Annotated in this window: 15 protein-coding genes; 7 read left to right on the forward strand and 8 right to left on the reverse strand. The window is 72.4% G+C overall.

The features are described from left to right. On the forward strand, window positions 1–1,416 hold the full coding sequence (gene dnaA, locus WME75_RS00005) for a chromosomal replication initiator protein DnaA (RefSeq protein WP_437485109.1): 1,416 nt from the start codon (window positions 1–3) through the stop codon (window positions 1,414–1,416). Window positions 1,417–1,480: 64 nt separating this feature from the next. Here the strand turns inward: dnaA and WME75_RS00010 are convergent, their stop codons facing one another. From WME75_RS00010 to grpE, 3 genes are all read right to left on the reverse strand, one after another. Next, complete coding sequence (locus WME75_RS00010; protein ID WP_437485111.1) at window positions 1,481–5,404, reverse strand: serine/threonine-protein kinase; 3,924 nt, start codon at window positions 5,402–5,404, stop codon at window positions 1,481–1,483. A gap of 120 nt (window positions 5,405–5,524) precedes the next feature. After that, a complete protein-coding gene (gene dnaK / locus WME75_RS00015) occupies window positions 5,525–7,387 on the reverse strand; it encodes a molecular chaperone DnaK (RefSeq protein ID WP_437485113.1) in 1,863 nt (620 codons plus the stop codon). A 188-nt stretch (window positions 7,388–7,575) separates the two neighbouring features. Beyond that, a complete protein-coding gene (gene grpE, locus WME75_RS00020; protein ID WP_437485115.1) occupies window positions 7,576–8,160 on the reverse strand; it encodes a nucleotide exchange factor GrpE in 585 nt (194 codons plus the stop codon). Between the two features lie 239 nt (window positions 8,161–8,399). On the opposite strand from grpE, the gene WME75_RS00025 reads away from it, so the two are divergent. After that, window positions 8,400–9,662 (forward strand): aspartate aminotransferase family protein, encoded by a 1,263-nt coding sequence (locus tag WME75_RS00025; RefSeq protein ID WP_437485117.1) that lies wholly within the window; start codon window positions 8,400–8,402, stop codon window positions 9,660–9,662. 1 nt (window position 9,663) lies between these two features. Next, entirely contained in the window at window positions 9,664–12,099 is a 2,436-nt protein-coding gene (locus tag WME75_RS00030) for an HAD-IC family P-type ATPase (RefSeq protein ID WP_437485119.1), read from the forward strand. A gap of 32 nt (window positions 12,100–12,131) precedes the next feature. Here the strand turns inward: WME75_RS00030 and WME75_RS00035 are convergent, their stop codons facing one another. The 3 genes from WME75_RS00035 to WME75_RS00045 all read right to left on the reverse strand — a co-directional run bounded on the left by WME75_RS00035 (window position 12,132) and on the right by WME75_RS00045 (window position 14,671). Next, window positions 12,132–12,644, reverse strand: coding sequence for a Fur family transcriptional regulator (locus tag WME75_RS00035; protein WP_437485121.1), 513 nt, complete (start codon window positions 12,642–12,644; stop codon window positions 12,132–12,134). 91 nt (window positions 12,645–12,735) lie between these two features. Next, window positions 12,736–13,806 (reverse strand): hypothetical protein, encoded by a 1,071-nt coding sequence (locus tag WME75_RS00040; protein WP_437485123.1) that lies wholly within the window; start codon window positions 13,804–13,806, stop codon window positions 12,736–12,738. A gap of 70 nt (window positions 13,807–13,876) precedes the next feature. Then, window positions 13,877–14,671, reverse strand: coding sequence for a hypothetical protein (locus WME75_RS00045; protein ID WP_437485125.1), 795 nt, complete (start codon window positions 14,669–14,671; stop codon window positions 13,877–13,879). A gap of 310 nt (window positions 14,672–14,981) precedes the next feature. On the opposite strand from WME75_RS00045, the gene hrcA reads away from it, so the two are divergent. Then, window positions 14,982–16,025, forward strand: coding sequence for a heat-inducible transcriptional repressor HrcA (hrcA, locus tag WME75_RS00050; RefSeq protein WP_437485127.1), 1,044 nt, complete (start codon window positions 14,982–14,984; stop codon window positions 16,023–16,025). Here the strand turns inward: hrcA and WME75_RS00055 are convergent. After that, complete coding sequence (locus tag WME75_RS00055) at window positions 16,018–17,091, reverse strand: RluA family pseudouridine synthase (protein WP_437485129.1); 1,074 nt, start codon at window positions 17,089–17,091, stop codon at window positions 16,018–16,020. The two genes, hrcA and WME75_RS00055, sit on opposite strands and share 8 nt — an antisense overlap. Window positions 17,092–17,276: 185 nt before the next feature. On the opposite strand from WME75_RS00055, the gene WME75_RS00060 reads away from it, so the two are divergent. Further along, window positions 17,277–18,125, forward strand: coding sequence for a response regulator transcription factor (locus WME75_RS00060; RefSeq protein WP_437485131.1), 849 nt, complete (start codon window positions 17,277–17,279; stop codon window positions 18,123–18,125). A 111-nt stretch (window positions 18,126–18,236) separates the two neighbouring features. Beyond that, complete coding sequence (locus WME75_RS00065; RefSeq protein WP_437485133.1) at window positions 18,237–20,951, forward strand: ArnT family glycosyltransferase; 2,715 nt, start codon at window positions 18,237–18,239, stop codon at window positions 20,949–20,951. A 324-nt stretch (window positions 20,952–21,275) separates the two neighbouring features. Here the strand turns inward: WME75_RS00065 and cobA are convergent, their stop codons facing one another. After that, complete coding sequence (cobA, locus tag WME75_RS00070; RefSeq protein ID WP_437485135.1) at window positions 21,276–22,967, reverse strand: uroporphyrinogen-III C-methyltransferase; 1,692 nt, start codon at window positions 22,965–22,967, stop codon at window positions 21,276–21,278. Between the two features lie 110 nt (window positions 22,968–23,077). Here cobA and WME75_RS00075 point away from each other — a divergent pair, with 110 nt between their 5' ends. Further along, window positions 23,078–23,449: a DUF4339 domain-containing protein gene (locus WME75_RS00075; RefSeq protein ID WP_437485137.1), complete on the forward strand. Its 372-nt coding sequence runs from the start codon at window positions 23,078–23,080 to the stop codon at window positions 23,447–23,449. The last annotated feature ends 66 nt before the right edge of the window (window positions 23,450–23,515 follow it).

Here is a 23,515-nt window from a genome sequence, read left to right on the forward strand (position 1 = left end):
ATGACGATTCCGAAACACGAGCCGCGCGAAGTCTTCGATCAGGCGATCGAGCATACGCGGACGCTTTCGCCCGCAACTTTTGATCAGTGGTTCGGGGGCGTGCAGTTCGATGATCTGACCGACGGCGTGCTCACGCTGCGTGTCCAGAACGAGTTCGTCCTCGAGTGGGTCAGGGACAACTTCCTGCCCTCGCTGACGGACAAGATCCGCGAGCTCACCGGCTGGTCGGTCCAGGTGGCGTGGACGGTCGATCAGCACCTCGCCTCGCCGATCGCGAAGCGCGTGGAGCTCACCCCGGTGCGCCCGCGGGCGCTCGTGGTGCGTCCGACGAGCACGGCGCCGGCGCCGGCGCCCCGGCCCGAGCCGTCGCTCCGGCGCGTCTCGTCGCTGCCGGACGACCTGAACCCGAAGCACACCTTCGCGAGCTTCGTCGTGGGCCCGTCGAACCAGCTGGCGCACGCGGCCGCGATCGCGGCGGCCGGCGGCGGGGGCCGCCGGTACAACCCGCTCTTCATCTGCGGCGGCACGGGGCTCGGCAAGACCCACCTCATGCACGCGATCGCGCACCGCGTCTTCGAGGGCAGGCCGGACGCGCGGATCATCTACGTCTCGGCCGAGAAGTTCACGAACGACTTCATCACGGCCATCCAGCACCACCGGATGGACGAGTTCCGCGCGCGCTACAGGTCGAGCTGCGACGTGCTGCTCGTCGACGACATCCAGTTCCTGGCCGGACGCGAGCAGACGCAGGAGGAGTTCTTCCACACCTTCAACGCGCTCCACACGCTCGACCGGCAGATCGTGGTGACGAGCGACAAGTACCCCCAGAACCTCGAGCGCATGGAAGAGCGCCTCGTCTCGCGGTTCTCCTGGGGGCTCGTCGCCGACATCCAGGTGCCGGAGCTGGAGACGCGCGTCGCGATCGTCCGGAACAAGGCGGCGCTCGAGGGCATCGCGCTCACCGACGACGTGGCGCTCTACCTCGCGCAGATGGTCCGCTCCAACGTCCGCGAGCTCGAGGGGACGCTGATCCGGCTGGCGGCCAAGAGCTCGCTCACGGGTCGCCCCGTGGACCTGCCGTTCGCGCGCGCCGAGATCACGGCCACGTCGCCGCCGCGGGCGCAGATGATGAGCGTCGAGGACATCCAGCGCGCGGTGTGCCACCACTTCCACCTGCGCTCGATCGACCTCACGTCGAAGGACCGCCACAAGAGCGTGGCCTTCGCGCGCCACGTCGCGATGTACCTGTGCAAGCAGCGGCTGAAGTGCAGCTTCCCGGAGATCGGGCGGGCCTTCGGCAACCGCGACCACACGACCGTGATGAGCGCCGTCCGCAAGATCGAGGCGCAGCGCGACTCCGATCCGCAGGTCCGCGCCCACCTCGAGGCGCTCGAGAAGAAGCTCGCCGACGAATGAGGCGCGCGCCCGCGCCGAACAAGGCGCGCCGCGCGCCGGAGATCCTGCCGCAGCCGCTGGGCGGTCAGAGCTCGGACAGCGCGGTGCGCGCGTCGTCGGCGACGAGCTTGTTGCCGTACGCGGAGGCGAGCTCGAGCACCTCCGCGAGCTCGCCCCGCGCCTCCTCGACCTGGCCCCGGTGCTTCAGGAGCGCGCCGAGCAGGTACCGGCTCTCCAGGGCGTCCGTCCGGTAGGAGCGCGCGTCGGCGTAACGCGCGAGCTCGCGCAGGAGATCGCCGGCGCCCGCCGCGCCGCTCAGGCCGTCGAGGTAGGCGAGGTGCGCGCGGTTGATCGAGACGAGGCGCTCGTGGCCGCTCTCCTCCGCGAGCTCCTTCGACTCGGTGAGCGAGGCGTAGGCGCGCGGCAGATCGCCGAGCCGGCGGCTCGCGTCGCCGAGGTTGTGCAGCGCGGCGGCGGTCTCGAAGCGCAGGCCCGCGGACCGGGCGAGGTCGACGGCGCGCGCCGAGGTCTTCACCGCCGCGGCGAAGTCGCGGAGGAAGACGTGCACGAGGACGCGCTGCTTCTCGCGCTCGCTCGCCGCCGCGAGATCGCCCGGGTTGCCGAGCGCCTCCGCCCGATCGAGCGCGCGGATCGCCGCGTCGATGTCCCCCGTCGCCGCGCGCGTCTGGGAGATCGCGAGCAGCAGCCGCTCGTCGTCGATGTCGCCCATCGCCTCGAGCTGCTCGACCGCGCGGACCGCGCGGGTGAAATCGCCCGTCCTCACGCCGATCTCCGTCTCGCACGCGAGCGCCTTGCGGCGGAGGTCCTCCCGGTCGCCGGTGAGGGCGTACGCCTCCTCCAGCCGCGCGTACGCGTCCGCGAAGAGGTCCACCGCGCCGAGGGCGCGCGCCACGTCGACGCGCGCCGAGAGCTTCTGCTCGGGGGTGCCGGCCTCGTCGATGCGCCGGAGCGCGCGGGCCGCGACGTCGCCGAGGTCGGGCGCGGAGCGCACGCGCACGACGACGTCCGCGAGCGCGCCGAGCCACGCGGAGAGCTCCGTCGGCGAGCGGTGGGCGTGGTCGCCGAGCTCGAGCGCCTGGGAGATGAGCCGGAGCGCCGGGTCGAGCTGGCTCGCGCGGATCTTGTGGAGCGCCGCCCGCGCGTGGAACGTGGCGGCCCGGTCGCGATCGCCGGCCTGGTAGAAATGCTGCCCGATGCGCTCGGCGTGCTCGGCGCTGTCCTCGCCCACGACCGCGAGGTACGCCGCCGCGGCCGCGGCGTGCAGCTCCCGGCGGAGCTCGGGCGGGATCGCGTCGAGGACGATCTCGCCGTGCATGGGCGACGCGAAGCTCGCCTGCTCGGGGCCCTTGAGCCGCAGGAGATCGCGGGTCGCGAGCCCCGAGATCGCGCGGTTCACGAGCGAGAGCTTCTGCTGGAGGAGCGCCGCGAGGACCTCGGTCGGCACCGGATCGCCGAGGATCGCCGCCGCCTGGAGCACGGCGCGGTCGCTCGGATCGAGCCGCCGCACCCGGGTGGCGATGAGCGTGCGCAGCGAGCGCGGCACCGCCGAGGCGCCGTCGAGCCGGGCCTTCACGGCGCCGCCGACGACGCTGAGCGCGCCGGAGTCGCTCAGCTCCTTGATGAGCTCCTCGAGGAAGAGCGGGTGGCCGCCGGCGCGCTCGCGGCAGAAGGCGAGCACCTCGGGCGGCAGGAAGGTCGCGCCGATGCGCGCCGACATGAGGCGCGCGCTGTCGCTGTCCGAGAGCTCGCCGACCTGGATCCGGTAGAAGTGGGGGTGCGCCGCGAGCAGCGGCGGCGGGTCGCTGCGCGTCGCCAGGATCAGCACGGCGCGGAGCCCGCCGGCGCGGCCGGCCGTGGCGAGGAGGGTCTCGGCGGTGAGCTGGTCCATCGCCTGCGCGTCGTCCCAGGCGAAGCAGTGGAGCCGATCCTCGCAGAGGCTCTGCACCATCCGCGGGAAGGCCGCGCGCAGGATCGCGGTCGTCCCCTGCGGCGCCCGCTGGTCGACGAGCGCCGCGCCGAGCTGGCCGAGCACCGCCGCGGACTCGTCCTCGCGCAGGCCGAGCGCGCGCAGCCGCGGCAGCACCGCGCGGATGCGCTCCTCGTCGTCGCCCTCCTGGATGCCGCAGAGCACCTGCAGCATCGCGGTGAGGCCGCTCCACGGGACGCCGGCGCCGTTGTGCGGGCACGACGCGACGTAGACCCCGACGTTGTAGTCGCCCTTCGAGAGCCGCCGCTCCATCTCGGCGAGCAGCCGCGTCTTGCCGATGCCGCGCTCGCCCTGGATGACGGCGATCTGCGCGCGCTTCCTCGTGGCGTCGGCGAGGATGTCCCCGAGCTGCTTGAGCTCGTCGCGGCGGCCGACGAAGCGGCCGTACGCGCCGTCCGGGGGCTGCGCCGAGGTGACCACGCGGCCCCCCTCGGGCGCGGTCCGGCCCGCGCCGGGCAGCTCCTCGGTCGTGAACGCGTTGCGGAGGACGCGCCCGGTGAGGTGTGACACGGCCACTTGCGACTCGGTCGCGCGGGCGAGCGCCTGGGCCGAGGCGATGAGCGACGTGAGCCGCTCGTCCCGGATCGGGGCGCCGGCGCTGTCGACAAGGATGCGGGCGAGGTGGATGCCGGCCGAGGCCGCCGCGCCCCCGCCGCGCGAGCGCAGGATCACGAGGGCGGCGCGCACCGCGGCCTCGGTGTCGCGGCCGTCGGCGTCGCCGAGCCCGAAGACGGCGACGAGCTGCGACGCCTCCTGCTCGAGCAGCAGCGCGCCGTAGCGCGCCAGCACCTCGCGGGCCCGCCCGATGCGCCTCGCCGCGTCGTCCTCGGAGCCCGTGAAGATGAGCACGAGCGCCGTGACCTCGCGCCGCTCGCCGAGCCCGCGCGCGGCCGGGCTGCTGTCGGCCTTCTCGAGCAGCTGGAGGAGCCCCGACGCCGTGCGGCTGCGCGTGCTGCTCGTCGTGTGCGGCACCTCGACCGGCGTGCGCTCGTTGGCCCCGATCGGCTCCTCCTCGAGCACGGCGCTCGCCTCGAGCGCGGCGCCCGCCTTCTCCTCGTGGAACGGCTCCAGGAACTCGGCGAGGTCGTTCGCCCCGAACCGCTCGCCCGTCGCGTAGAAGAACCCGAGGAGCGCCTCGTGCAGCCGCCCGGCGTCGGGGACCCGATCCTCGACGTTCCTCGCGAGCATCGTGCTCACGATGTCGACGAGCGACCTCGGCGCGTCGGCGCGCACGAGCGCGAGCGGCGGGTACTCGCTCGCCTGCAGCCGCCGCATGACCTCGAACGCCGTCGGCGCCGCGAACGGGTTCGAGCCGGCGATCATCTCGTAGAGCACCGTCCCGAGCGAGAAGAGGTCGCTCCTGCCGTCGATCGCGCCGGCGCGCGACTGCTCGGGGCTCATGTACGCGAGCTTCCCGCGGATCCTGCCGGCGCGCTTCTCGCCGACCTCCTCCTCGGTCATCGACTGCGTCGCCTTGGCGATGCCGAAGTCGGTGACCTTCACCTCTCCCTCCCAGGAGAGCAGGATGTTCTGGGGCGAGATGTCGCGGTGGACGATGCCGAGGGGGCGCGACTGCTCGTCGCGCCGCCGGTGGGCGTGGTCGAGCGCCTTCGCGATCTCGGCCGTCATGAAGACGGCCATGCCGAGGGGGAGCGGCTGCTTCAACCTCCGGCAGCGGGAGAGCAGCGTCGCCAGGTCGAGCCCGGGGACGTATTCCATCGCGATGAAGTAGCTGGTCGGATCGCCGTTCGGATGGTCGACGCGGCCGAGGTCGAACACCTGGACGATGTTCGCGTGCGAGAGGCGGACGGCGAGCTTGGCCTCGTGCACGAACATGTCCACGAAGCGCCCCTGCTCGGCGAGCTTGGGGAGGATGCGCTTGATGACGAGGACCTTCTCGAACCCCTCGACGCCGAAGCTCTTGGCCTTGAAGACCTCGGCCATGCCGCCTTCGCCGAGGCGCTCGAGCAAGCGATAGCGTCCGAAGGTCTCGTTCAGCATCGTCCCGTCGAAGCCCCGCGCAGCCTTGCGTCTAGAGCGCGCGCGGCGCTCCGGAGGGGACGGCCTCGGATCGGCGAGCGAGCCGGTCTTTGCTCCCCGGCTGCGTCGCCCGGCCGCGCGTCACGTCTCGACCGCCTTGTTCGCGCCGGCGTCATCATCCCCTCCATACATCGACTCGGCGATCCGGAACGCCGCCCCCTCGAGGCGCGCGTACGCCGCCCGGAGCGCGTCGAGATCGCCGCCGCCGTCGAGCAGCTTCCGCAGCGCGGCGCACTCGGCGTGCACCTCGCCGAGGAGCTCGGCGTCGAGCAGATCGCCGTAGCCCTCGAGGGCCTGCTCGGTCGTGTAGGCGAGGGTCTCGGCCTGGTTGCGGATCTCGGCGAGCTCGCGCCGGAGCGTGTCGGTCTCCTTGAACCGCTCGCCCTCCAGGACGAGCCGGTCGACCTCGTCCGGCGTGAGGCCGCTCGTCGGGGTCACCCGGACCTCCTGCACCCGCCCCGTCCCGAGATCCCGCGCCTCGACGCGGACGATCCCGTTCTCGTCGATGCGGAAGGTGACCTGGATCTTGGGCAGCCCGCGGGGGGCGGGCGGGATGCCGGTGAGCTCGAAGCGGGCGAGGCTCCGGCAGTCGGCGGCCATCTCGCGCTCGCCCTGGAGCACGTGCACGGGCACGAAGCTCTGGTTGTCGACGCTCGTCGTGAAGATCTCGCTCCGCTCGGTCGGGATCGTGGTGTTCCGCGGGATGAGCTTGAACATCACGCCGCCGCCGGTCTCGACGCCGAGCGACAGCGGCGTCACGTCGAGGAGCAGCACCTCGTCCACGTGCCCCGAGAGCGCGGCGCCCTGCAGCGCCGCCCCGACCGCGACGACCTCGTCGGGGTTCACGCCCTTGTTCGGCTCCCGGCCGAAGAACTCGCGCACCGCCGCCTGCACCGAGGGCATCCGCGTCATGCCGCCGACGAGGACCACGGTGTTGACGGCCGAGACGGGGAGCTTGGCGTCCCCGAGCGTCGCCCGGCAGACGTCGATGGTCCGCCGGATGAGGCTCTCGCAGAGCATCTCGAGCTCGTTGCGCCGCATCGTGCGCTCGAGGTGGAGCGGCCCGCCGCCCGGGCCGACGGCGATGAAGGGGATGTTGATCTCGGTCTCGAGCGACGACGAGAGCTCGTGCTTCGCCTTCTCCGCCGCCTCCTTGAGCCGCTGCAGCGCCATGCGATCCCGGCGCAGATCGATCCGGTGCAGGCCCTCGAACTCGTCGGCGAGCAGGTCGATGATCCGCTGGTCGAAATCCTCGCCGCCGAGGTGCGTGTCGCCGCCGGTCGATTTGACGCTGAAGACCCCGCTCGCGATCTCGAGGATCGAGATGTCGAACGTCCCTCCGCCGAGGTCGTAGACCGCGATCGTCTCGGCCTTCACCTTGTCGAGGCCGTAGGCGAGCGCCGCGGCGGTCGGCTCGTTGATGATCCGGCGCACCTCGAGCCCGGCGATCCGCCCCGCGTCCTTCGTCGCCTGCCGCTGCGCGTCGTCGAAGTAGGCCGGGACGGTCACCACCGCCTCCGTCACCGGCTCGCCGAGGAACCGCTCGGCGACCTGCTTCATCTGGCCGAGGATCATCGCCGAGATCTCGGGGGGCGAGTAGCTGCGCCCCTTGACCTCGACCCAGGCGTCGCTGTTCGCCGCCTCGACCATCTTGTACGGGGCGAGCAGGGCCTGCTTGCTGACCTCGGGCGCGCTGAACTTGCGGCCCATCAGCCGCTTCACCGCATAGATGGTGTTCTGCGGGTTCGTGACCGCCTGGCGCCGCGCCACCTGCCCGACCAGGCGCTCACCGCTCGCGGGGAAGCCGACCACGGAGGGGGTCGTGCGCGCGCCTTCGGCGTTCGGGATCACCCGCACGTCGCCGGCCGAGGCGACCCCTGCCCCTTCGACGACCGCCACGCACGAGTTCGTCGTCCCGAGATCGATGCCGATCACCTTCCCCATATGCGGCGAAAGATACTACAGGCCTGGATGCTCGCCGGGTGGGCAGACGACCGTGGCGCCCGTGATATTTGGGGAGATCGTGCGGTGAGGTGGCGGGGCACAGCAGATCCCGGAGAGGACCACCGCCATGATGCGCATGAGGCAGCAGGTGTGCGCCGGGGGAACCGGCGCGCGACGCCGATGGAAGCTCAGCTCGCTTCGGACGCCGGCTCGCCGGGCGAGCCCTTCGAGACGACGACCATGGCCGCGCGGAGCAGGTAATCGCCCTGCATGTAGCCCGGCTGGACCTCCGCGATCACGACGCCGGCCGGGTGCTCGGTCGACTCGATCTGCTGGATGGCCTCGTGCACGCTGGGATCGAAGGGCTTGCCGACGGCGGCGATGCGCTTGATGCCCATGCGATCGAGCGTGTCGACGAACTGCTTCGCCACGATCCGCACGCCCTCGGCGACCGACTTCGCGTCGGGCGCGCTCTCGGCGTGGCTGGCGGCGCGCTCGAGGTTGTCGAAGACCGGGAGCAGATCCTTCAGGATCGTCTCGCGGCCGCGGCGCTGCGCGTCCTCGGCCTCGCGCCGGGAGCGCTTACGGAAGTTGTCGAAATCGGCGGCGGTGCGCAGCAGCTGCTCGCGCAGCCGCGCGGCCTCCGCCTGCGCCTCGCCGAGCTTGTCTTCGGGGGTGGGAGCTCGCTGCTCCGCCGGCTCTGCGCGTTCCTCCTGCGCTTCCGCCGTCTCCCCCGTGTTCTGGTTCGACCCATTTTGTTCCGAATCGCTCATAGGACGGCCGGCACTATAGCCAGCCGCGATCCGCTGGCAATCGCCAGGCCGAAGTCGGCCCGCGGCGGGCGAGCGCCGGCGCGTCCGGATGGCCGCGTCCCCCGGGACCGGCCGCGGACGCTCGCAGGCGTCCGTGACCGGGCGCTCCGGACCCGCGTTTCGCCCAGGTCTCGGCGATCCGCAGCCGGCCATGCATCCACCGTTTGCTCCGACCCCCTGCCCGGCGTTAGATCGGCCCCATGAGCATCGCCACAAGCCCAGGCGGCGACCCCGCCCCGGCGAACGCCTCGACGCCCGCCAGCTCGCCGCTCCTCGCGGCGCAGAAGCACCTCCTCGGCAACTACCGCCAGCCTGCGTTCGTCCTCGACCGCGGCCGGGGTTGCGAGCTCTTCGACACGGAGGGGCGCAGGTATCTCGACATGTGCGCCGGGGTGGCGGTGGCGTCGCTCGGGCATGCTCACCCGCGGCTCGTGGCGACCATCGCCGAGCAGGCGGGCCGCCTCATGCACGTCTCCAACTATTTCTTCAACGCGGAGAACCTCCGCCTCGCCGAGGAGCTCTGCGCGAAGACCGGCTTCGACCGCGCCTTCTTCTGCAACTCGGGCACGGAGGCGAACGAGGCGATGCTCAAGCTCGCGCGCCGCCACTTCTTCAACCGGGGCGAGACGGAGCGCTACCGGATCGTCGCGTTCGAGAACGCGTTCCACGGCCGCACCCTCGGCGCGATCGCCCTGACGGGGACGCCGAAGTACCGCGAGGGGTTCGGCCCGTCGCTCGAGGGCGTCACCCACGTGCCTTACGGGGACGTGGCCGCTGTGCGCGCGGCCATGGGCCCGGACGTCGCGGGGATCCTCGTGGAGCCGGTGCAGGGGGAGGGCGGCGTCCTGCCGGCCCCGGCCGGGTTCCTCGCCGAGCTGCGGCGCATCGCGGATGAGCACGGCGCGCTGCTGCTCCTCGACGAGGTGCAGACCGGCATCGGGCGCACGGGGCACTGGCTCGGCTCGATGGTCGACGGTGTCCAGGGCGACGCAGCGGCGCTCGCGAAGGGGCTCGGCGGCGGCTTCCCTGTCGGCGCGCTGGTGCTGCGGGAGCGGCTCAACGGCGCGCTGCCCCCGGGCTCGCACGGCTCGACCTACGGAGGCAACGCGCTCGCCTCCGCCGCGGCGCGCACGGTGCTCGCGGTCATCGAGGAAGAGAAGCTCTGCGAGGCCGCCCAGAAGCGCGGCGAGCAGCTCGGCCGCGGCCTCGCCGCGATCGCCGCGCGGCGGCCGGGCGTGTGCGCCGGCGAGCGCGGGCGCGGCCTGCTCCGCGGGCTCATCCTCGCGCCGGGGGTGGACGGGCGGATCGCGCTCGGTCGCGCGCGTGACCGGGGCGTGCTGCTCACGATCGCGGGCAGCAACGTGCTCCGGTTCACGCCGCCCCTCATCGTGAGCGAGGCGCAGATCGACGAGGCCCTGGCCGAGGTCGAGGCCGCGCTCGCCGAGACGCCGGCTGCGGGTTGAGGTGGTCGCGTCGCGCGCAGCCGGGCCCACCGTCGCGCCCCTCCCGTGCTCGGGTTGCAGCAAGCTGATCGATCCGCTGCGCGCGGGGCACGTCGCGATCTTCGACCAGCGCTTCCACTATTTCTGCGACGCCCGGTGCCGCCACACCTTCCTCGGTGAGGCGTCGCCCGCGCCGGGCGACGTCCGGCCGCCTGGCCTCGCGGCGCACGGCGCGGCGTTCCTCGGCGCTGCTGCTCGAGGGACCTCGCCGGGGACGCCACCGGGCGCCGCCGGGCCGTACGCCTCAGCGCCGCGCGCCGAGCCCGCGCGGGCGGGCTCGGACGAGGGCGCCTCGCGCGTCGCCGATCTCGACGCGCCGATCGTCGACGCGTTCCCGCCCGTGTCGCTCGACGAGAGGCTGCCGGACCTGCCCCTCCTCGACGACGATCGCGCGCTGCTCGAGCCGATCGGGAACACCATCCTGAGCGAGGAGCCGCAGCGCTACGAGGCGGTCGAGGCGCGGGACATCGGCGCGCTCCTGCTCGTGCTCGCGATCATCGCGGGGACGCTCGCCGTCGCGCTCACCCTCGCCGGGGACGCGAAGCTCGTCATCGGCGCCCGCATCGTGCTCGCCACGGTGAGCGCGGGGATGCTCCTCGGCCGCGCCGCCACGACCGCGCGCGACGCCACGGACCCGCACCCGGCGCCGATGCTCGCCCCCGTCCTGGGCGGGCTCGTGGCCGCCGTCTGGGCCCTCTTCGGTCAGGATCGCGCGCTCGCGGCCGAGGCCGCGTCGCTCGCGGGCGTGATCGCCACCGCCAGCGCGATCAGCGCCTGGCTCATCGAGAGCGCCCGCCACCGCGTGTTCGCGGAGCGGGGCTGGATCGCGTCCGTGCTCTCCGCGCCGGCGCGCTGGCCGCCGGGCGCGTGGGCGCCGAGCCCGGCGCCTGCCGACCGAGCCCTTCCGCGCGGCGACGACGGCGCCGCCGAGGGCGCCGGGGTCGAGCTCTACGAGCTGCGACCGGGCGAGAGCGTCCAGGTCGACGCGGGGGATGTCGTCCCCGTCGATCTCGTGGTCACGGGCGGCGACGTCGAGGTGCTCCCCTGGATCGGCGCGACCACGCCGGCCCGTCGCCGCGACGGCGACCCGGTCATCGCCGGGGCCACGGTGGTCCGGGGCCGCCTCGTCGGCGCGTGCACCTTCTCCGGCGGCGATCGCGCGGTCGCGCGCGTGCTGCTCGACGCTCGCCGGCGCGCGGACGCCCTCGCGCCGATCGCGCAGGCCTCGCGCGCCCTGACCGAGCGCTGGGCGCTCGGCGCCGCGGCGATCGGCGCGCTCTCCGCCTTCGTCGCCGGGCGGGCGCCCGTCGAGATCGCGATGACCGCGGCCGCCGTGCTCGCCGCGATGGCCACGGCGATCACGGCCTCCATCGCCTCGGTGCACGTCGCGCGGGGCATCCTGCTCGGGCTCCGCCGGGGCATCGTCTACAAGAGCGCCGACGCCTGGGATCGCGCAGGCAGGGTCTCGGTCGCCGTGTTCTGCGCCCGCGGCACGCTGCTGCTCGGCGAGCCCGAGCTCGCGGAGCTGGAGGCGACCGGCCAGAAGCTCACGCCGAGCGACGTGCTCGCGCTCGCGGCCGGGGCGGAGCGCACCGAGGAGCACCCGGTCGCCACGGCGATCGTCCGCGCCGCCCGCGTCCGCGGCCTGCGGCCCGACGGGGTGCGCAACCCCAACTTCCACCCCGGCCTCGGCGTGACGGCCGTCACCTCGTCCGGCGAGGAGCTCTGCGTCGGCAACCGCGCGCTCATGCTCGAGCAGCGGATCTCGATCGCCGCGGCCGAGAGCCGCGTCGCCGAGCTCGAGGCGCTGGGGCGCACCGTGGTCCTCGTCGCGGTGGGCGCCCGCCTCGTCGGCGTCATCGGCCTGCAGGACGGGCTGCGCCCCGGGGCGCGGGCCGCCATCCAGCACCTGCTCGACGCGCAGATCGAGCCCGTGCTGATGTCGGGCGACGCGCGCGAGACGTGCGAGGCGATCGGCCGCTCGCTCGACATCGACCACATCCGCCCCGAGGTCCTCCCCGCGGATCGCGGCGCCGAGGTGCGCCGCCTGATCGACGCGGGCACGAGCGTCGCCGTCCTCGGCCACGCCGGCGTCGACGACGCCGCGCTCGGCGCCGCGGACGTCTCGGTGGCCCTCGGCGCGGCCGGCTCCGCGCCCGCCGACTTCTCGACGGTCCTCGCCTCGGACGACGTCCGCGACGCTGCGCTCTCGCTCGCGCTCGCGCACCGCACGCGCCTCGAGGCGCGCGTCGGGCTCGCGCTGAGCGTCGCCCCCGCGCTCGTCGGCGCCGCGGTGATCTCCGCGTTCGTGCTCCCGCCGGCCTACGCCCCCATCGCCTCGCTGCTCGGCGGCGTCATGGCCGTCGTCCACGCCCGCGCGCTCGACGCGAAGAGCTGAGCGCCGCGCGCGGCCTGCGGCGCCGGGGCGGGCTACGAGATGCCGGAGGCCGCGCTCTTTGTGTCGCGGCAGTCCAGGCAGACGCCGTACATCTCGTGCTTGTGCCAGGTCACCTCGAAGCCGTACTTCGCGGCGATCTCCTCCTGGAGCGCCTCGATGCGCGGCTCCTCGAACTCGATGATCTTCCCGCAGCTGACGCAGATCAGGTGGTCGTGGTGCGCGCTGGCGTCGTCCGCCAGCTCGTAACGGCTGAGGCCGTCGCCGAACCGGCGCTCCGAGGCCACGCCGCACTCCGCGAGCAGCTTGAGCGTTCGGTAGACCGTCGCGTACCCGATGCCTCGGTCGTGCGCGCGCACTTCCGTGAGCAGGTCCTCGATGGTCATGTGCGGCGCGCCCGAGAAGAAGGTGTCGACGATCAGCCGGCGTTGCGCCGTCGACCTCAGCCCCTTCTTGGCCATGTACGCCTGGAGGCGGGCGCGCAGCCGGTCGAGGGCAACTTTGTCGACGTGGGTCACGCTGTCCCCCTCACTCGCGATGACGGCCATGACGAGTTTATCCCGTTCGCGGCGAACCGCGTCAAGGCCGGCGACCGCGCCTGCTCGGCGCGACCGGGCAGTCCACCTGTCGCCCTTGTCGCTACTCGCCGACCTGCGCCATGTAGCTGACCTGCGCGGCCGAGCCTCCCAAGGGGCTCAGCAGCGTGACGGGCGGCGCCACCATCCCGGCCGCCGACGTGTTGTCGATGACGACGTAGTAGAGGCCCGGGCGCAGCGCATAGCGGCGCGTCTCGATGATCCCGGGCTGGAGAGGGCCGCCCGCCTGCACCGGGCCGGGCGGGGGACCGAGCGGCTTGCCGGTCTGATAGGCCTCGCGCCAGGCGTCGCCCGTCAGCTTGTCGACGATCATGATGTCCACGGGGGCGCCCTGCACGCTCACCTTGAGGTAGAGCGCCTGGTCCGAGTCGGCGACCTCGAACGGCCCGAGGTAGTCGCGCTGGTGCGCGTGCACCTCGACGCTCTCGTTCGCGAACGTGTAGCGCTCGTCGTCCTCCACCTCGAACGGGTGGTGCGGCCGCTGGGGCGGCATGAGGATCCCCAGCGTGAAGTCCTTCCCGGCCTCCTCGTTGTAGAGGACGGTGAACCCGCGGGTCATCTCGCCCGCGACGATCTGGTTGCCGATCAGGTTGGCGATCCCGCCGAACGGCGCGACGTTCGCCATCACGTCGATGACGGGGTTCTCGACGTAGCCGAGCTGGAAGCTCGGGCCCTGCACGATCCGGTTCAGCCGTCCCCACACGTAGACGTCGTCGCCCGCGATCTGGAAGTCGGGCCGGTACTCGACGGACGTCGTGAGGGAGAAGCCCACGCGCTTGGCGGGCTGCATGTAGCCGTACCCCGTGCCGGTGATGTGCACGGTGACCGTCTGGGCCGAGTCGTTGACGTCGTACGAGCACTGCATCGGGAAGAACCGCCCCATGGCCGGCGAGCGGTCCTGCAGGCGCAGCGAGACCCCGCTCTTCAGCATCTCGGGGCAGATCTTGCTGGCGCCGAAGTTCGAGAACAGAAACCAGCGGAGGCCGGGGCTCGCGTTCACCGGACCGCTGATGCAGGGGCAGCCGACGAACGTGAACGACAGGGCGACGACGGCGAGCGTCAGCGCGGCAGACGCGGTGGACGCGCGGGGGAGCGGGGAGCTTCGTGCGGGCACGCGGGCTAACATAGCGGGTCGACCTCGGGGCGAGAGCGGGTTTGCGCCGGGGAGGACCGCCCGTCCCGCCTCAGCGCACGAGATGCCATTGGACGCCGGGAGTGACCTCCAGATGCAGGTGGTTTTTGTGCGCCCGGTCGTAGTTGGGGGTGAGGATCGACGTGAAGATGTGCTGATCCGCGGCCTCGCACACGATGGAGCGCAGCTCGCGCGCCGTCGTGCCCGCGGGAGGGCTGCTCGTCGCACCCCTGCCGGCCGCCCCGGGCTTCCCGGTCGACCTGGCGCCCTCGCCGCACACAGGTGCGCCGCGCCTGCCGACGAAATCGCGCTCGACGTCGAGCCACGCCTCCGCGAACCCGTCGCCCGCGCGCTTCTTGACGAACCGGTAGGGGTCGATGGCGAGCCCGCCCGGGTGCCTCCTGGCCAGCTTGCCCTCGGGCCACATCCTCGACGGAGGTCGCCAGGCCGAGAACATCAGCACCTCGACGATGTCGTGCACGCGCAGGATCCGGCTGAAGTCCGAGAGCGCGAGCGCGAGGCGGCAGTCGAAGACGTCGTTCGGGTTGTCCGCGCGCCGGTGGGCCGGCAGCGCCGTCCGGTAGAGGACCCCGCCGACCCCCTGCATCAGCCGCACCGGCGCGAGCACCCCCGGCGCGCGCGGCACCGGCTCGAACGCGATCTTTCGCCGCGCGAGCGCCGCGCGGCACTGCTCCGCGCTCATGGCCGCGTAGCGCGCCGACGGGTGCTTCGCCCAGTCCTGATGGAACCGCACCTTCGGCTTGCCCTGCGCGCTCGGCGCGATGGCGAGCGGGCCGAGCGCGAGGGCGAGCGCGGCGGCGGTGGCGGCGTGACGTACGGACGGCATCGTTGCGGGGTCGGCCTCGCGCGGGCAGGCGAAGCGCCCGCTGGAAGGAAGGAGGCGGAAGGCTGGAGGCGTCCGCGGGTGGCGCGGGGCGCCGCAGGATTGCGCGCGGCGGCTGCGCCCATCCTACCGCGCCATTTGACCGGGCCGCGCGATCGCCTCAAAATAGCTCGCATGCGCATTCGTGGGCCCGGCGCCTCCTCGCGCCTCTTGACGTATGGGAGCGAAGGCCCGGCCCGCACGGCTTCCCGGTTCGGGCGGTCCCTGGGCCAGGTAGCCACAGCAGCGCACGCATGCGCCGCCAGCAGTTGACATGGGAGAATTTTCCAATCGCGCTCGAAAGATCCTTTTCGCGGCGGTCACCGAGTTCATCGCGACGGGCGACCCCGTAGGCAGCAGGACGCTTGCGCGGAAGTACGGGCTCGATCTCTCGGCGGCCTCGATCCGCAACGTGCTCGCGGACCTCGAGGAGGCCGGCTACCTCCACCAGCCGCACACCTCTGCAGGGAGGATCCCGACCGACCGCGCGCTCCGGTTGTTCATCGACGCGCTCGTCGAGCTCCGGTCGGTCTCCCCCGAGCAGCAGGCCGAGCTCAGCGCCAGGTTCACCGAGATCTACACGGTGGCGAGCGATCCGCTCCGCGAGACAGGGCGTTACCTCTCGGAGCTGTCCGGCGCCGCGGCGGTCGTCGCGGCGCCGCGGGCGGAGATCCGCGCCCTCTCCCAGCTGCGCTTCATCTCGACGAAGCCGGGGCAGCTGCTCGCCGTGCTCGTCTTCGCCGACGGCTCGGTCGAGAACCGCTTCCTCTCGATCGGCGAGTCGATCAACGAAGGGGAGCTCAACCGGATCCACAACCTGCTCGCCGACGTCATCGAGGGGCGCACGCTGGGCGAGATCCGGGACCTCTTCGCGCGCCGCCTCGCCGATGAGCGCCTCCAGATCGACGCGCTGAGGCGCCGCGCCTTCGAGCTCGGCAGCCAGGCGACGGCCGACGTGACGCGGCGGAGCCAGGTCGTCATCGAGGGGCAGAACCGCCTGATCGATCTGCCCGAGTACGCGGACGTCGACCGGCTCAGGAAGCTGATGAGGGCGCTCGAGGAGCGCGAGGAGCTCGTCGATCTGCTCGACCGCACCCTCGCCGCCGGCGCGGGCGAGGTCACCGTCTTCGTGGGCAGCGAGGCGGGCGATCTGGGCGGCGGCCAGCTCAGCCTCGTCGCCGCGCCGTACATGGAGAACGGGCGCGTCGCCGGGACCGTGGGCGTGCTCGGCCCGACGCGGATGGACTACGCGAAGGTGATGCCGCTCGTCGACGCCACCGCCGCGGCCATGAGCGAGGCGCGCGGCAAGGTCAAGTAGCGCCCTTCCGGCGCGCCTCGCGGAGCCGATCGAGCACCTCGTCGAAGTCGGGGGGCGGCGGCGCCTGGAACCGCATCGGCCGGTCGTCTGCGGGGTGATCGAAGCCGAGCTCGGCCGCGTGGAGCATCAGCCGCGGGGCAAGGATCTTCGGCGCGCGGTAGTCCCGCACGTAGACCGTCTCGCCGACGAGCGGGTGTCCGGCCTCGGCGAGGTGGATGCGGATCTGGTGCGTGCGCCCCGTCTCGAGGCGGCAGGCGACCAGCGTCACGCCCGCGGCGCCGGTCCCGTCCTGCGGCCCCCGGAGCGTCTCGATCGGCTCCACGTGCGTCACCGCGAGCTGCCCCTCGCGCCGCCCTCCTCTCGCCGAGCCGCGCAGCCCGTCGCCCCGATCCTCGATGAGGTAGCTGCGGTAGGTGCCGCGCGGGACGGCGCCGTGCGCGAGCGCCAGGTACTGCCGGTGCATCGCGCGGACGCGGAGCTGCTGCGCGAGGTGCTTCTTCGCGGCGAGCGTCCGCGCGAAGACGAGCACCCCGCTCGTCCCCTTGTCGAGGCGCTGCACCACGCCGAGCGGCGCCCGTCCGCGCAGGCGATCGCGCCGGGCCAGCACCTCCCGCACGAGCGCGTCGAGCGTCGCGGCCTGCTCCGCGGGGTCCTCGTCGCCGTAGGGGATGGTGCTCACCCCGGCGGGCTTGTTCACCACCACGACGCTCGCGTCCGCGTAGATCACGAGCTCGCTCTCGAGCTTGCGCCGCCGCACCGTCTCGGGCCGCGGCGCGTGCAGGCGGACCTCGATCGGCTCCCCGCGGAGCACCCGCCGCCGGGCGCTCGTCGTCACCGCGTTCCCGACCAGCACCTTGCCGGTCTCGATCAGCCGGCGCGCGTCGGACCACGAGACCGAGGCCAGCACCCGGACGGCCCCGTCGAGAGGCCGCCGATCGAGCTCTGCCGGCACCGTCCAGCGGCCATCCTGTGGGGGTCGGACCGGGGCGGTCGAGTCGGCGCCGATCGGTTCGGCGTCCTGGATCTGGGGCGGCGGAGCGGGAGCGGCGGGTTGTAGCGGGCGCATGAGAGCTCGTTGGGGGCGCCTCGGCTCCGCCCACCGGCGTGGGGCCGGCCTCTACCGGCGCGGAAAACGCACATCCGCGGGGCTCGCGAGGCGAAAGACACCGCGAATGTTGACACATCGCGCGACGGGGGCCGAAGATATCCGAGCCGTCATCGCTTTCTCGCCATCTGAGAGGAGACCCGTTCGTGGCCAGCACCCTTCTCGCCGTAGACGACAGCGTGACCATGCGCAAAGTGCTCGAAATCACCTTTGCGGGTCAGGATTTCCGCGTCGTGACGGCGAGCAGCGCCGACGCTGCGCTGCAGAAGCTCAAGAGCGATAAACCCGACCTGGTGATCGCCGACATCACGCTCGAGCCGAAGAACGGCTACGAGCTGTGCAAGGCGATCAAGCAGGCCTCACCGGCGACGCCCGTCCTGATCCTGTCGTCCAAGCAGAACCCGTTCGATCCCGCGAAGGGCTCGAGCGTGCAAGCCGACGACCACATGGACAAGCCGTTCGACACCCAGCAGATGATCGACAAGGTCAAGAAGCTGCTGGCGTCGCGCGGCGAGGCGAAGCCCGCCGCCGCCGCGGCTCCTGCGGCGGCGACGCCTGCGCCCGCGCGCACGCCCGCTGCGGCGCAACCTGCCGCCGCGGCGCAGCCCGCGGCCACGAGCCCGCTCCAGCGCGCGAAGACGCTCATCTACACGCCGAACGCGCCCGCCACCAGCGCCGCGCCGGCCCAGGCCTCGGTCAAGACGGCCCCGGGCGGTGCGGGGAGCGTGCCGGTCACGACGACGATGGCGTTCTCGCCGACGCCGGTGTCCGGCGTGCCGAAGACGGCGTCCGGGCCCGCGGCGGTGGCCGCCACCGCCTCGGCGCACGTCAACGGCCAGATGGCGAGCAAGCTCGAGGGCCTCGGGCTCACGTCCGAGCAGGTGGACGCCGTGATGGCGCTGTCCCGCGAGGTCGTGGAGCGCGTCGTCTGGGAGGTCGTGCCCGTCCTCGCCGAGACGATCATCAAAGAAGAGATCGCGCGCCTGACGAAGTAGCGCCGCGGCCGCCGCGCGGCCGCGCTGCGCGGGAGCATGCGACCGCTGCTTTGCCCGGCGACGTAGAGTTGCTACGTCAGGGCCGCGCCTCGTTCCGCGTTCGGCGCAGCCATGAACGACACGCACGACAAGAGCAGCGGTGCGCCCGCGGACGCCGACGACGAGACGGCCGAGCTCGACGCCGACGAGGTGCGCCTCGTGCCCCAGGGCAACCCGCTCCGCTGGCGCGGCGCTGCTGTGTCCGCCGCGGGCGCCCTCCTCGCGTTCGTCGTGATGGCGCTCGCGCCTCAGCTTCGCTGGGGGGTCCCGCTCGGCGCGCTCGGGATCGCCGTCGCGGCGCTCGGCCTGCTCGATCTGCTCGGCACGTTCGACGACCCGCCCGAGCGCGTCGCCGCGCGCGTCGGGATCCGCGACCTCCTCGGTCCGCTCGCGCTGCTCGGGGGCGGGCTCGTCGCGTTCTTCGTTCTCATCACGCTCAGCGTGGCGGGCTACCTCTCGCCGAGCTTCCTCTCGCGGGACGGCGCGCCCACGCTGCTCTCGCTGGCGGCGTCCGCCGTCGCCGTCCCTGCCGCGTTCCTCACGGCTGTGGTCGGCGCGTTCCGGCTCGGCGAGCGCCTCGGCCCCTGCCGCGTCGACGATGCTGGCGCCCCGCGCCCCCTGATCCGGCGGCATGGCTTCTGGCTCGTCGCCCTCGTCACGCTGCTCTACCTGCCCATGCTCGGGAGCCACTCGCTCACCGACCCGTGGGAGACGCACTACGGCGAGGTCGCGCGCGAGATCCTGGCCAGGAACGACTGGATCTCCCTCTGGTGGGCGCAGGACGGCTGGTTCTGGTCGAAGCCGGTGCTCGACTTCTGGATGCAGGCGCTCGCGATGGCGGCCTTCGGCGTCCGCTACGGGTCGGGAGAGATGCTCTCGGCGGTCGCCGAGGGGCGAACACCGTGGCCCGAATGGGCGGTCCGGCTGCCCATCTTCGCGCTCACGCTCATCGCCGTTTACCTCCTCTACAAGGCCATCGCGCGGATCTTCGGCCGCCGCGCGGGGCTGCTCGCGGGGGTCGTCCTCACCACGATGCCGCAGTGGTTCATGGTCTCGCACCAGACCATGACCGACATGCCCTTCGTCGCGACGATGGCCGCGGCCATGGCGCTCCTCCTGCTCGGCATCCACACCGACGAGGCGGAGGAGGCGCGCGTCTACGAGGTCGATCTCGGCGTGCTCAAGGTGGGCCTCTCGGTCTACCACCTCGTGCTCGGGGCGATCCTCGCCTGCGCGCTGCCGCAGATCCTCTACCTGCTCTCGCGTCACGTCGAGATCCACACGGCGCCCTTCGGCCTGCGCCTCCACGGCGACGTCTTCAGCTCCGGCTCACCGGGCAACTGCGGGCTCCCCGGCAACGAGGCCTGCCGGCCGGTGCTGCCCGTGCTCCCCGGCCTGCAGCCGGTGCTCCAGGCGGTCATCTGGGCGCAGACGCTCGCGATCGTCCTGTACGCCAGCTGGGGCGAGCGGCGCGTGCAGCGGCTCCTCTTCCTCGCGGCGTGGTTCTTCGCCGCCCTCTCCACGATGGCCAAGGGGCCGGCCGGCTTCGGGCTCCCGGTGCTCTGCGCGCTCGGTTACGTCGTCGTCTCGCGCCGGTACCGCGACCTGCTCAAGATGGAGATCCCCGTCGGGCTGCTCGTGCTCGCGTGCGTCGCGCTGCCCTGGTTCGTCGCGATGTACGCGCGGCACGGCCAGCCGTTCACCGACAGGCTCCTGTTCCACGACATGTTCAAGCGCGCCTTCACCCACGTGCACGACACGAACGAGGGCGACGACGTGAGCTTCCGCTACTACGTGTGGCAGCTCGGCTACGCGATGTTCCCGTGGACGGGGCTCGTGCCCGCCTCGCTCGTGTGGTGGCTCCGGCGGCGCGAGGGGGGACCCCCGGGGGAGCCCGGCTCGGCCGAGGCCCGCCAGAGCGACGCCTCGGTGTTCCTGGCGATGTGGTTCATCTTCGGCTTCGCGCTCTTCTCGCTGATGCTGACGAAGTTCCACCACTACATCCTGCCGGCCGTCCCGCCGGCGGCGATGCTCACGGGGATCCTGCTCGACGACATGCTGCGCCTGGAGCGCGGCGCGGGCGGGCTCGCGCCGCGCTCGGGCAGCGCCTCCGCGCCGCCGCGTTCGCCTTCGGTGGTCAGCTACGAGCGCGCGATGCTCGGCGCCGTCGCGATCGGCGCTGCGCTCCTGGTCTTCTTCGTCGGGCGCGATCTCGCGATGGCGCGCGAGGGGCAGGCGAGCCAGGCCAGGCTGCTGCACCTGTTCACGTACAACTACAAGCGCCCCTGGCCGCAGTCGCTCGACTTCTCCGCGACCCTCTGGGCCTTCACCGCCGCCGCGGCTGTCCTGTGCTTCTTGCTGGCGGTCGCGCGCTGGCGCCGCCTCGTCCTCTACGCGCTCGTCTCGCTCGCTGTCGCGTTCACGGCGTGGGGGCTCGACGTGTACTTCGTGCGGACATCGCCTCACTGGGGGCAGCGCGAGACATTGCTCGCCTACATGCGCTCGAGCCAGGAAATCCCAGGGCCGCTCGTCGCCTACCAGATGAACTGGAAGGGCGAGAACTTCTATGCCGGCAACAAGCTGGCGGTCTTCGTGTCGAGCGGGAAGAAGTTTCAGGACTACATCAATGAGCAGAAGAAGAAGGGTGTGAAGACCTTCTACTTCGCCACCGAGCATGGGCGCATCAGCTCCCTTTCGAACGAGCTCGGCAATCCCCGCATCTTCGAGCGGCTCACGTCCATCGAGCTCAACAACAAGTTCCTCGTGGTTCGAGCAACCTTCGAGTGACCGGGCGCGCCTGAAGGCGTCTATCTCACCGATGCTGTCCGGCGGTGACGCTGTACGCCTGCTCCGACCTGAGGAATGCGCTTGTAGATATTCAACGGTACTGCTGCATCGGGAAATCCCTTGCATCTCTGTCGCGAGGGGAGCGCAGGAACGCAAGGGAGATCCGGCTTCGGCGTCCTAAGTATCTGAATTCACTCCAGGAAGGTGCAGGCACGCCTCGTGCTTTCTGTGAGCTCGAGCGTCGCGGCGGAGACCTCCCCCCCAGGTCCGCTGCGACGCTTTTTTTGCGCCGTGGAGCTCGCCGCACATCGTGCGACCAGCGCCTCAGTTATCGGCGCTTGCCGGGGCAGCTTGCAACGCAGCGAAATGTCGATCCAGCGCGTCCAGGAGACCTGCTGTGGTGCTCACCTCGGCGGTCACGCCGACCCGGAGCCCCCACTTCTCGGCGGTCGCGGTCGTGATCGGGCCGATGCTCGCGAGGAGCACGCGGTCGAGGCGCGCTGCGGCGCCCTCGCCGAGGAGATCGCAGAGGCTATCGACGGTGCTGCTCGATGTGAGCAGCACGACGTCGATCTCGTCCGCCGAGAGCGCCCGGAGCAGCTCCTCGCGGCGATCACTCGACGCAGGACGGGTCTCGTAGACGGGCACCACGTCCACCTCGCAGCCGGCGGCGCGGAGGCGTTCGGGGAGCACTTCGCGGGCGACGAGGGCGCGCGCGAGGAGGACGCGGACCGGGGGGCGCGCCGCCCTGCGCTCGGCCAGCGCGGGGTCGGCGAGGAGGGCCTCCGCGAGCTCCTCGCCGCGGAACTCCTTCGGGACGATGTCGGCGCGGACGCCGCGCGCGGTGAGCGCGGCGGCCGTCCCGGCCCCGATCGCGGCGAGGCGGGCCGAGCCGAAGGCGCGCGCGTCCAGGCCGAGCCGCTCCAGCTCCTTGAAGAAGCAGGCCACCCCGTTCTCGCTCGTGAAGACGACGGCGTGGTACCCCGAGAGCCCGCGGACGGCCTCGGTGACCCGCGCGGGGTGGGGGGGCGGGTGGATCTCGATGGTCGCGAGCTCGACCGCCTCGCCGCCGCGGAGGCGGATGAGCCGCGCCGTCGAGCGCGCCTGGTGACGCGGCCGGGTCACGAGGACCCGCTTGCCGAACAGCGGCTTCCGGTCGAACCAGCGCAGCGCGTCGCGCAGGCCGGTGACGGCGCCGACGACGATGACCGCCGGGCTCTGGAGCCCCGCCTCCCTGGCGCGGCGGGGCAGCTCGTCGAGGCGGCTCGAGACGACGCGCTGGTCGGCCCGCGTGCCCCACTGGATGGCCGCCGCCGGCGTCGCGGGATCGCGGCGCCCCGGCCCGATCAGCCCCGCGACCACCGCGTCGAGCGCCTGCATGCCCATCAGGACGCAGATCGTCCCGCGGACCGAGGCGAGCTCGCTCCAGTCGAACGCTCTGCCCGCTCGGGTGACGCCGCTGACGATCATCACGCTGGAGGCGATGTTCCGGTGCGTCAGCGAGATGCCGGCGTAGGCCGTCGCGCCGAGGGGAGAGCAGACGCCCGGCACCACCTCGAACGGCACCCCGGCCCGCGCGAGCGCCTCCGCCTCCTCCGAGCCGCGCCCGAAGAGGAACGGATCGCCCCCCTTCAGGCGCACGACGCTGCGGCCCGCGAGCCCGAGCGCGACGAGCTCCGCGTCGATCTCCGCCTGCTTCGCGTCCTTCACCACCCGATCGCCGCCGCGCTTGCCGACCGAGCGCACCTCGGCGCCCTCCCGAACGCCGTCCAGCAGCGCAGGGTGGACGAGCTCGTCGTGCAGCACGACGTCGGCCGTGGCGAGGAGCTCTGCGCCGCGCAGCGTGAAGAGCCCCGGGTCCCCCGGGCCCGCGCCGACGAGGTACACGACGCCTGGCTTGGCCGCGGCCGGCCCCCCGCCCGCGGCCCGCAGGGCCGCCACGCCGTGGCCTTCCTCGGAGGGGTCGTCACGCCTGGGAACCACCGTCAAACTCCCGTCGTTCTCTCGTTCATTCATGGCAGACGTTGATTGTCATAGCGATTCTGCAGTGAAGTTGACTCGGTGCGTTAAGGGTATAGAATCGCACCCGTTCGATTCAACGTCCGACGGTTTCTGGAGTCCATTCGATGAGATCTGTGAAACTGTTCGAGGAGCTGCGGAGCTCAGAGCGCGGCTTTCCGGACCGATGGTACGTCACCAACGGCGAGCGATCGGTCGGGCCGGTGAAGCTCGACCAGCTCGCGCGCGGCATCGAGAGCGGAATCGTCCCGCTCGATAGCTTCGTCCGCAATGAGACCTGGACCGTGTGGTGCCCGCTGTCCGACATTGCAATGGTCACGGTCGCCGCCACGGAGACGCCTGCGGAACAGCCGGACGAGGTCTCGGCAGCGGACGACGACGATACGGTCCCGCTCTCGTCCCAGCAGACGCCCCTGCCCCCGCCGCGTTCCGGGCCGGCGGCGCGCTCGAGCGCGCGCCCCGGAGCGGCCCAGCGCTGAGCGATCTCCGCGCGGCGGGGCGGGCGCGGCCGGAAGAAGGGAAGTGGATGGCCGATCTCATGCTGG

Source organism: Sorangium sp. So ce1014 (assembly GCF_051521505.1).
Lineage (GTDB): Bacteria > Myxococcota_A > Polyangia > Polyangiales > Polyangiaceae > Sorangium.

What these genes read in the sequence shown, in the direction of transcription:
- dnaA (WP_437485109.1), top strand. Translation starts at nt 1, where the DNA reads ATGACGATTCCGAAACACGAGCCGCGCGAAGTCTTCGATCAGGCGATC.
- WME75_RS00010 (WP_437485111.1), bottom strand. Translation starts at nt 5,404, where the DNA reads ATGCTGAACGAGACCTTCGGACGCTATCGCTTGCTCGAGCGCCTCGGC.
- dnaK (WP_437485113.1), bottom strand. Translation starts at nt 7,387, where the DNA reads ATGGGGAAGGTGATCGGCATCGATCTCGGGACGACGAACTCGTGCGTG.
- grpE (WP_437485115.1), bottom strand. Translation starts at nt 8,160, where the DNA reads ATGAGCGATTCGGAACAAAATGGGTCGAACCAGAACACGGGGGAGACG.
- WME75_RS00025 (WP_437485117.1), top strand. Translation starts at nt 8,400, where the DNA reads ATGAGCATCGCCACAAGCCCAGGCGGCGACCCCGCCCCGGCGAACGCC.
- WME75_RS00035 (WP_437485121.1), bottom strand. Translation starts at nt 12,644, where the DNA reads ATGGCCGTCATCGCGAGTGAGGGGGACAGCGTGACCCACGTCGACAAA.
- WME75_RS00045 (WP_437485125.1), bottom strand. Translation starts at nt 14,671, where the DNA reads ATGCCGTCCGTACGTCACGCCGCCACCGCCGCCGCGCTCGCCCTCGCG.
- hrcA (WP_437485127.1), top strand. Translation starts at nt 14,982, where the DNA reads ATGGGAGAATTTTCCAATCGCGCTCGAAAGATCCTTTTCGCGGCGGTC.
- WME75_RS00055 (WP_437485129.1), bottom strand. Translation starts at nt 17,091, where the DNA reads ATGCGCCCGCTACAACCCGCCGCTCCCGCTCCGCCGCCCCAGATCCAG.
- WME75_RS00065 (WP_437485133.1), top strand. Translation starts at nt 18,237, where the DNA reads ATGAACGACACGCACGACAAGAGCAGCGGTGCGCCCGCGGACGCCGAC.
- cobA (WP_437485135.1), bottom strand. Translation starts at nt 22,967, where the DNA reads ATGAATGAACGAGAGAACGACGGGAGTTTGACGGTGGTTCCCAGGCGT.
- WME75_RS00075 (WP_437485137.1), top strand. Translation starts at nt 23,078, where the DNA reads ATGAGATCTGTGAAACTGTTCGAGGAGCTGCGGAGCTCAGAGCGCGGC.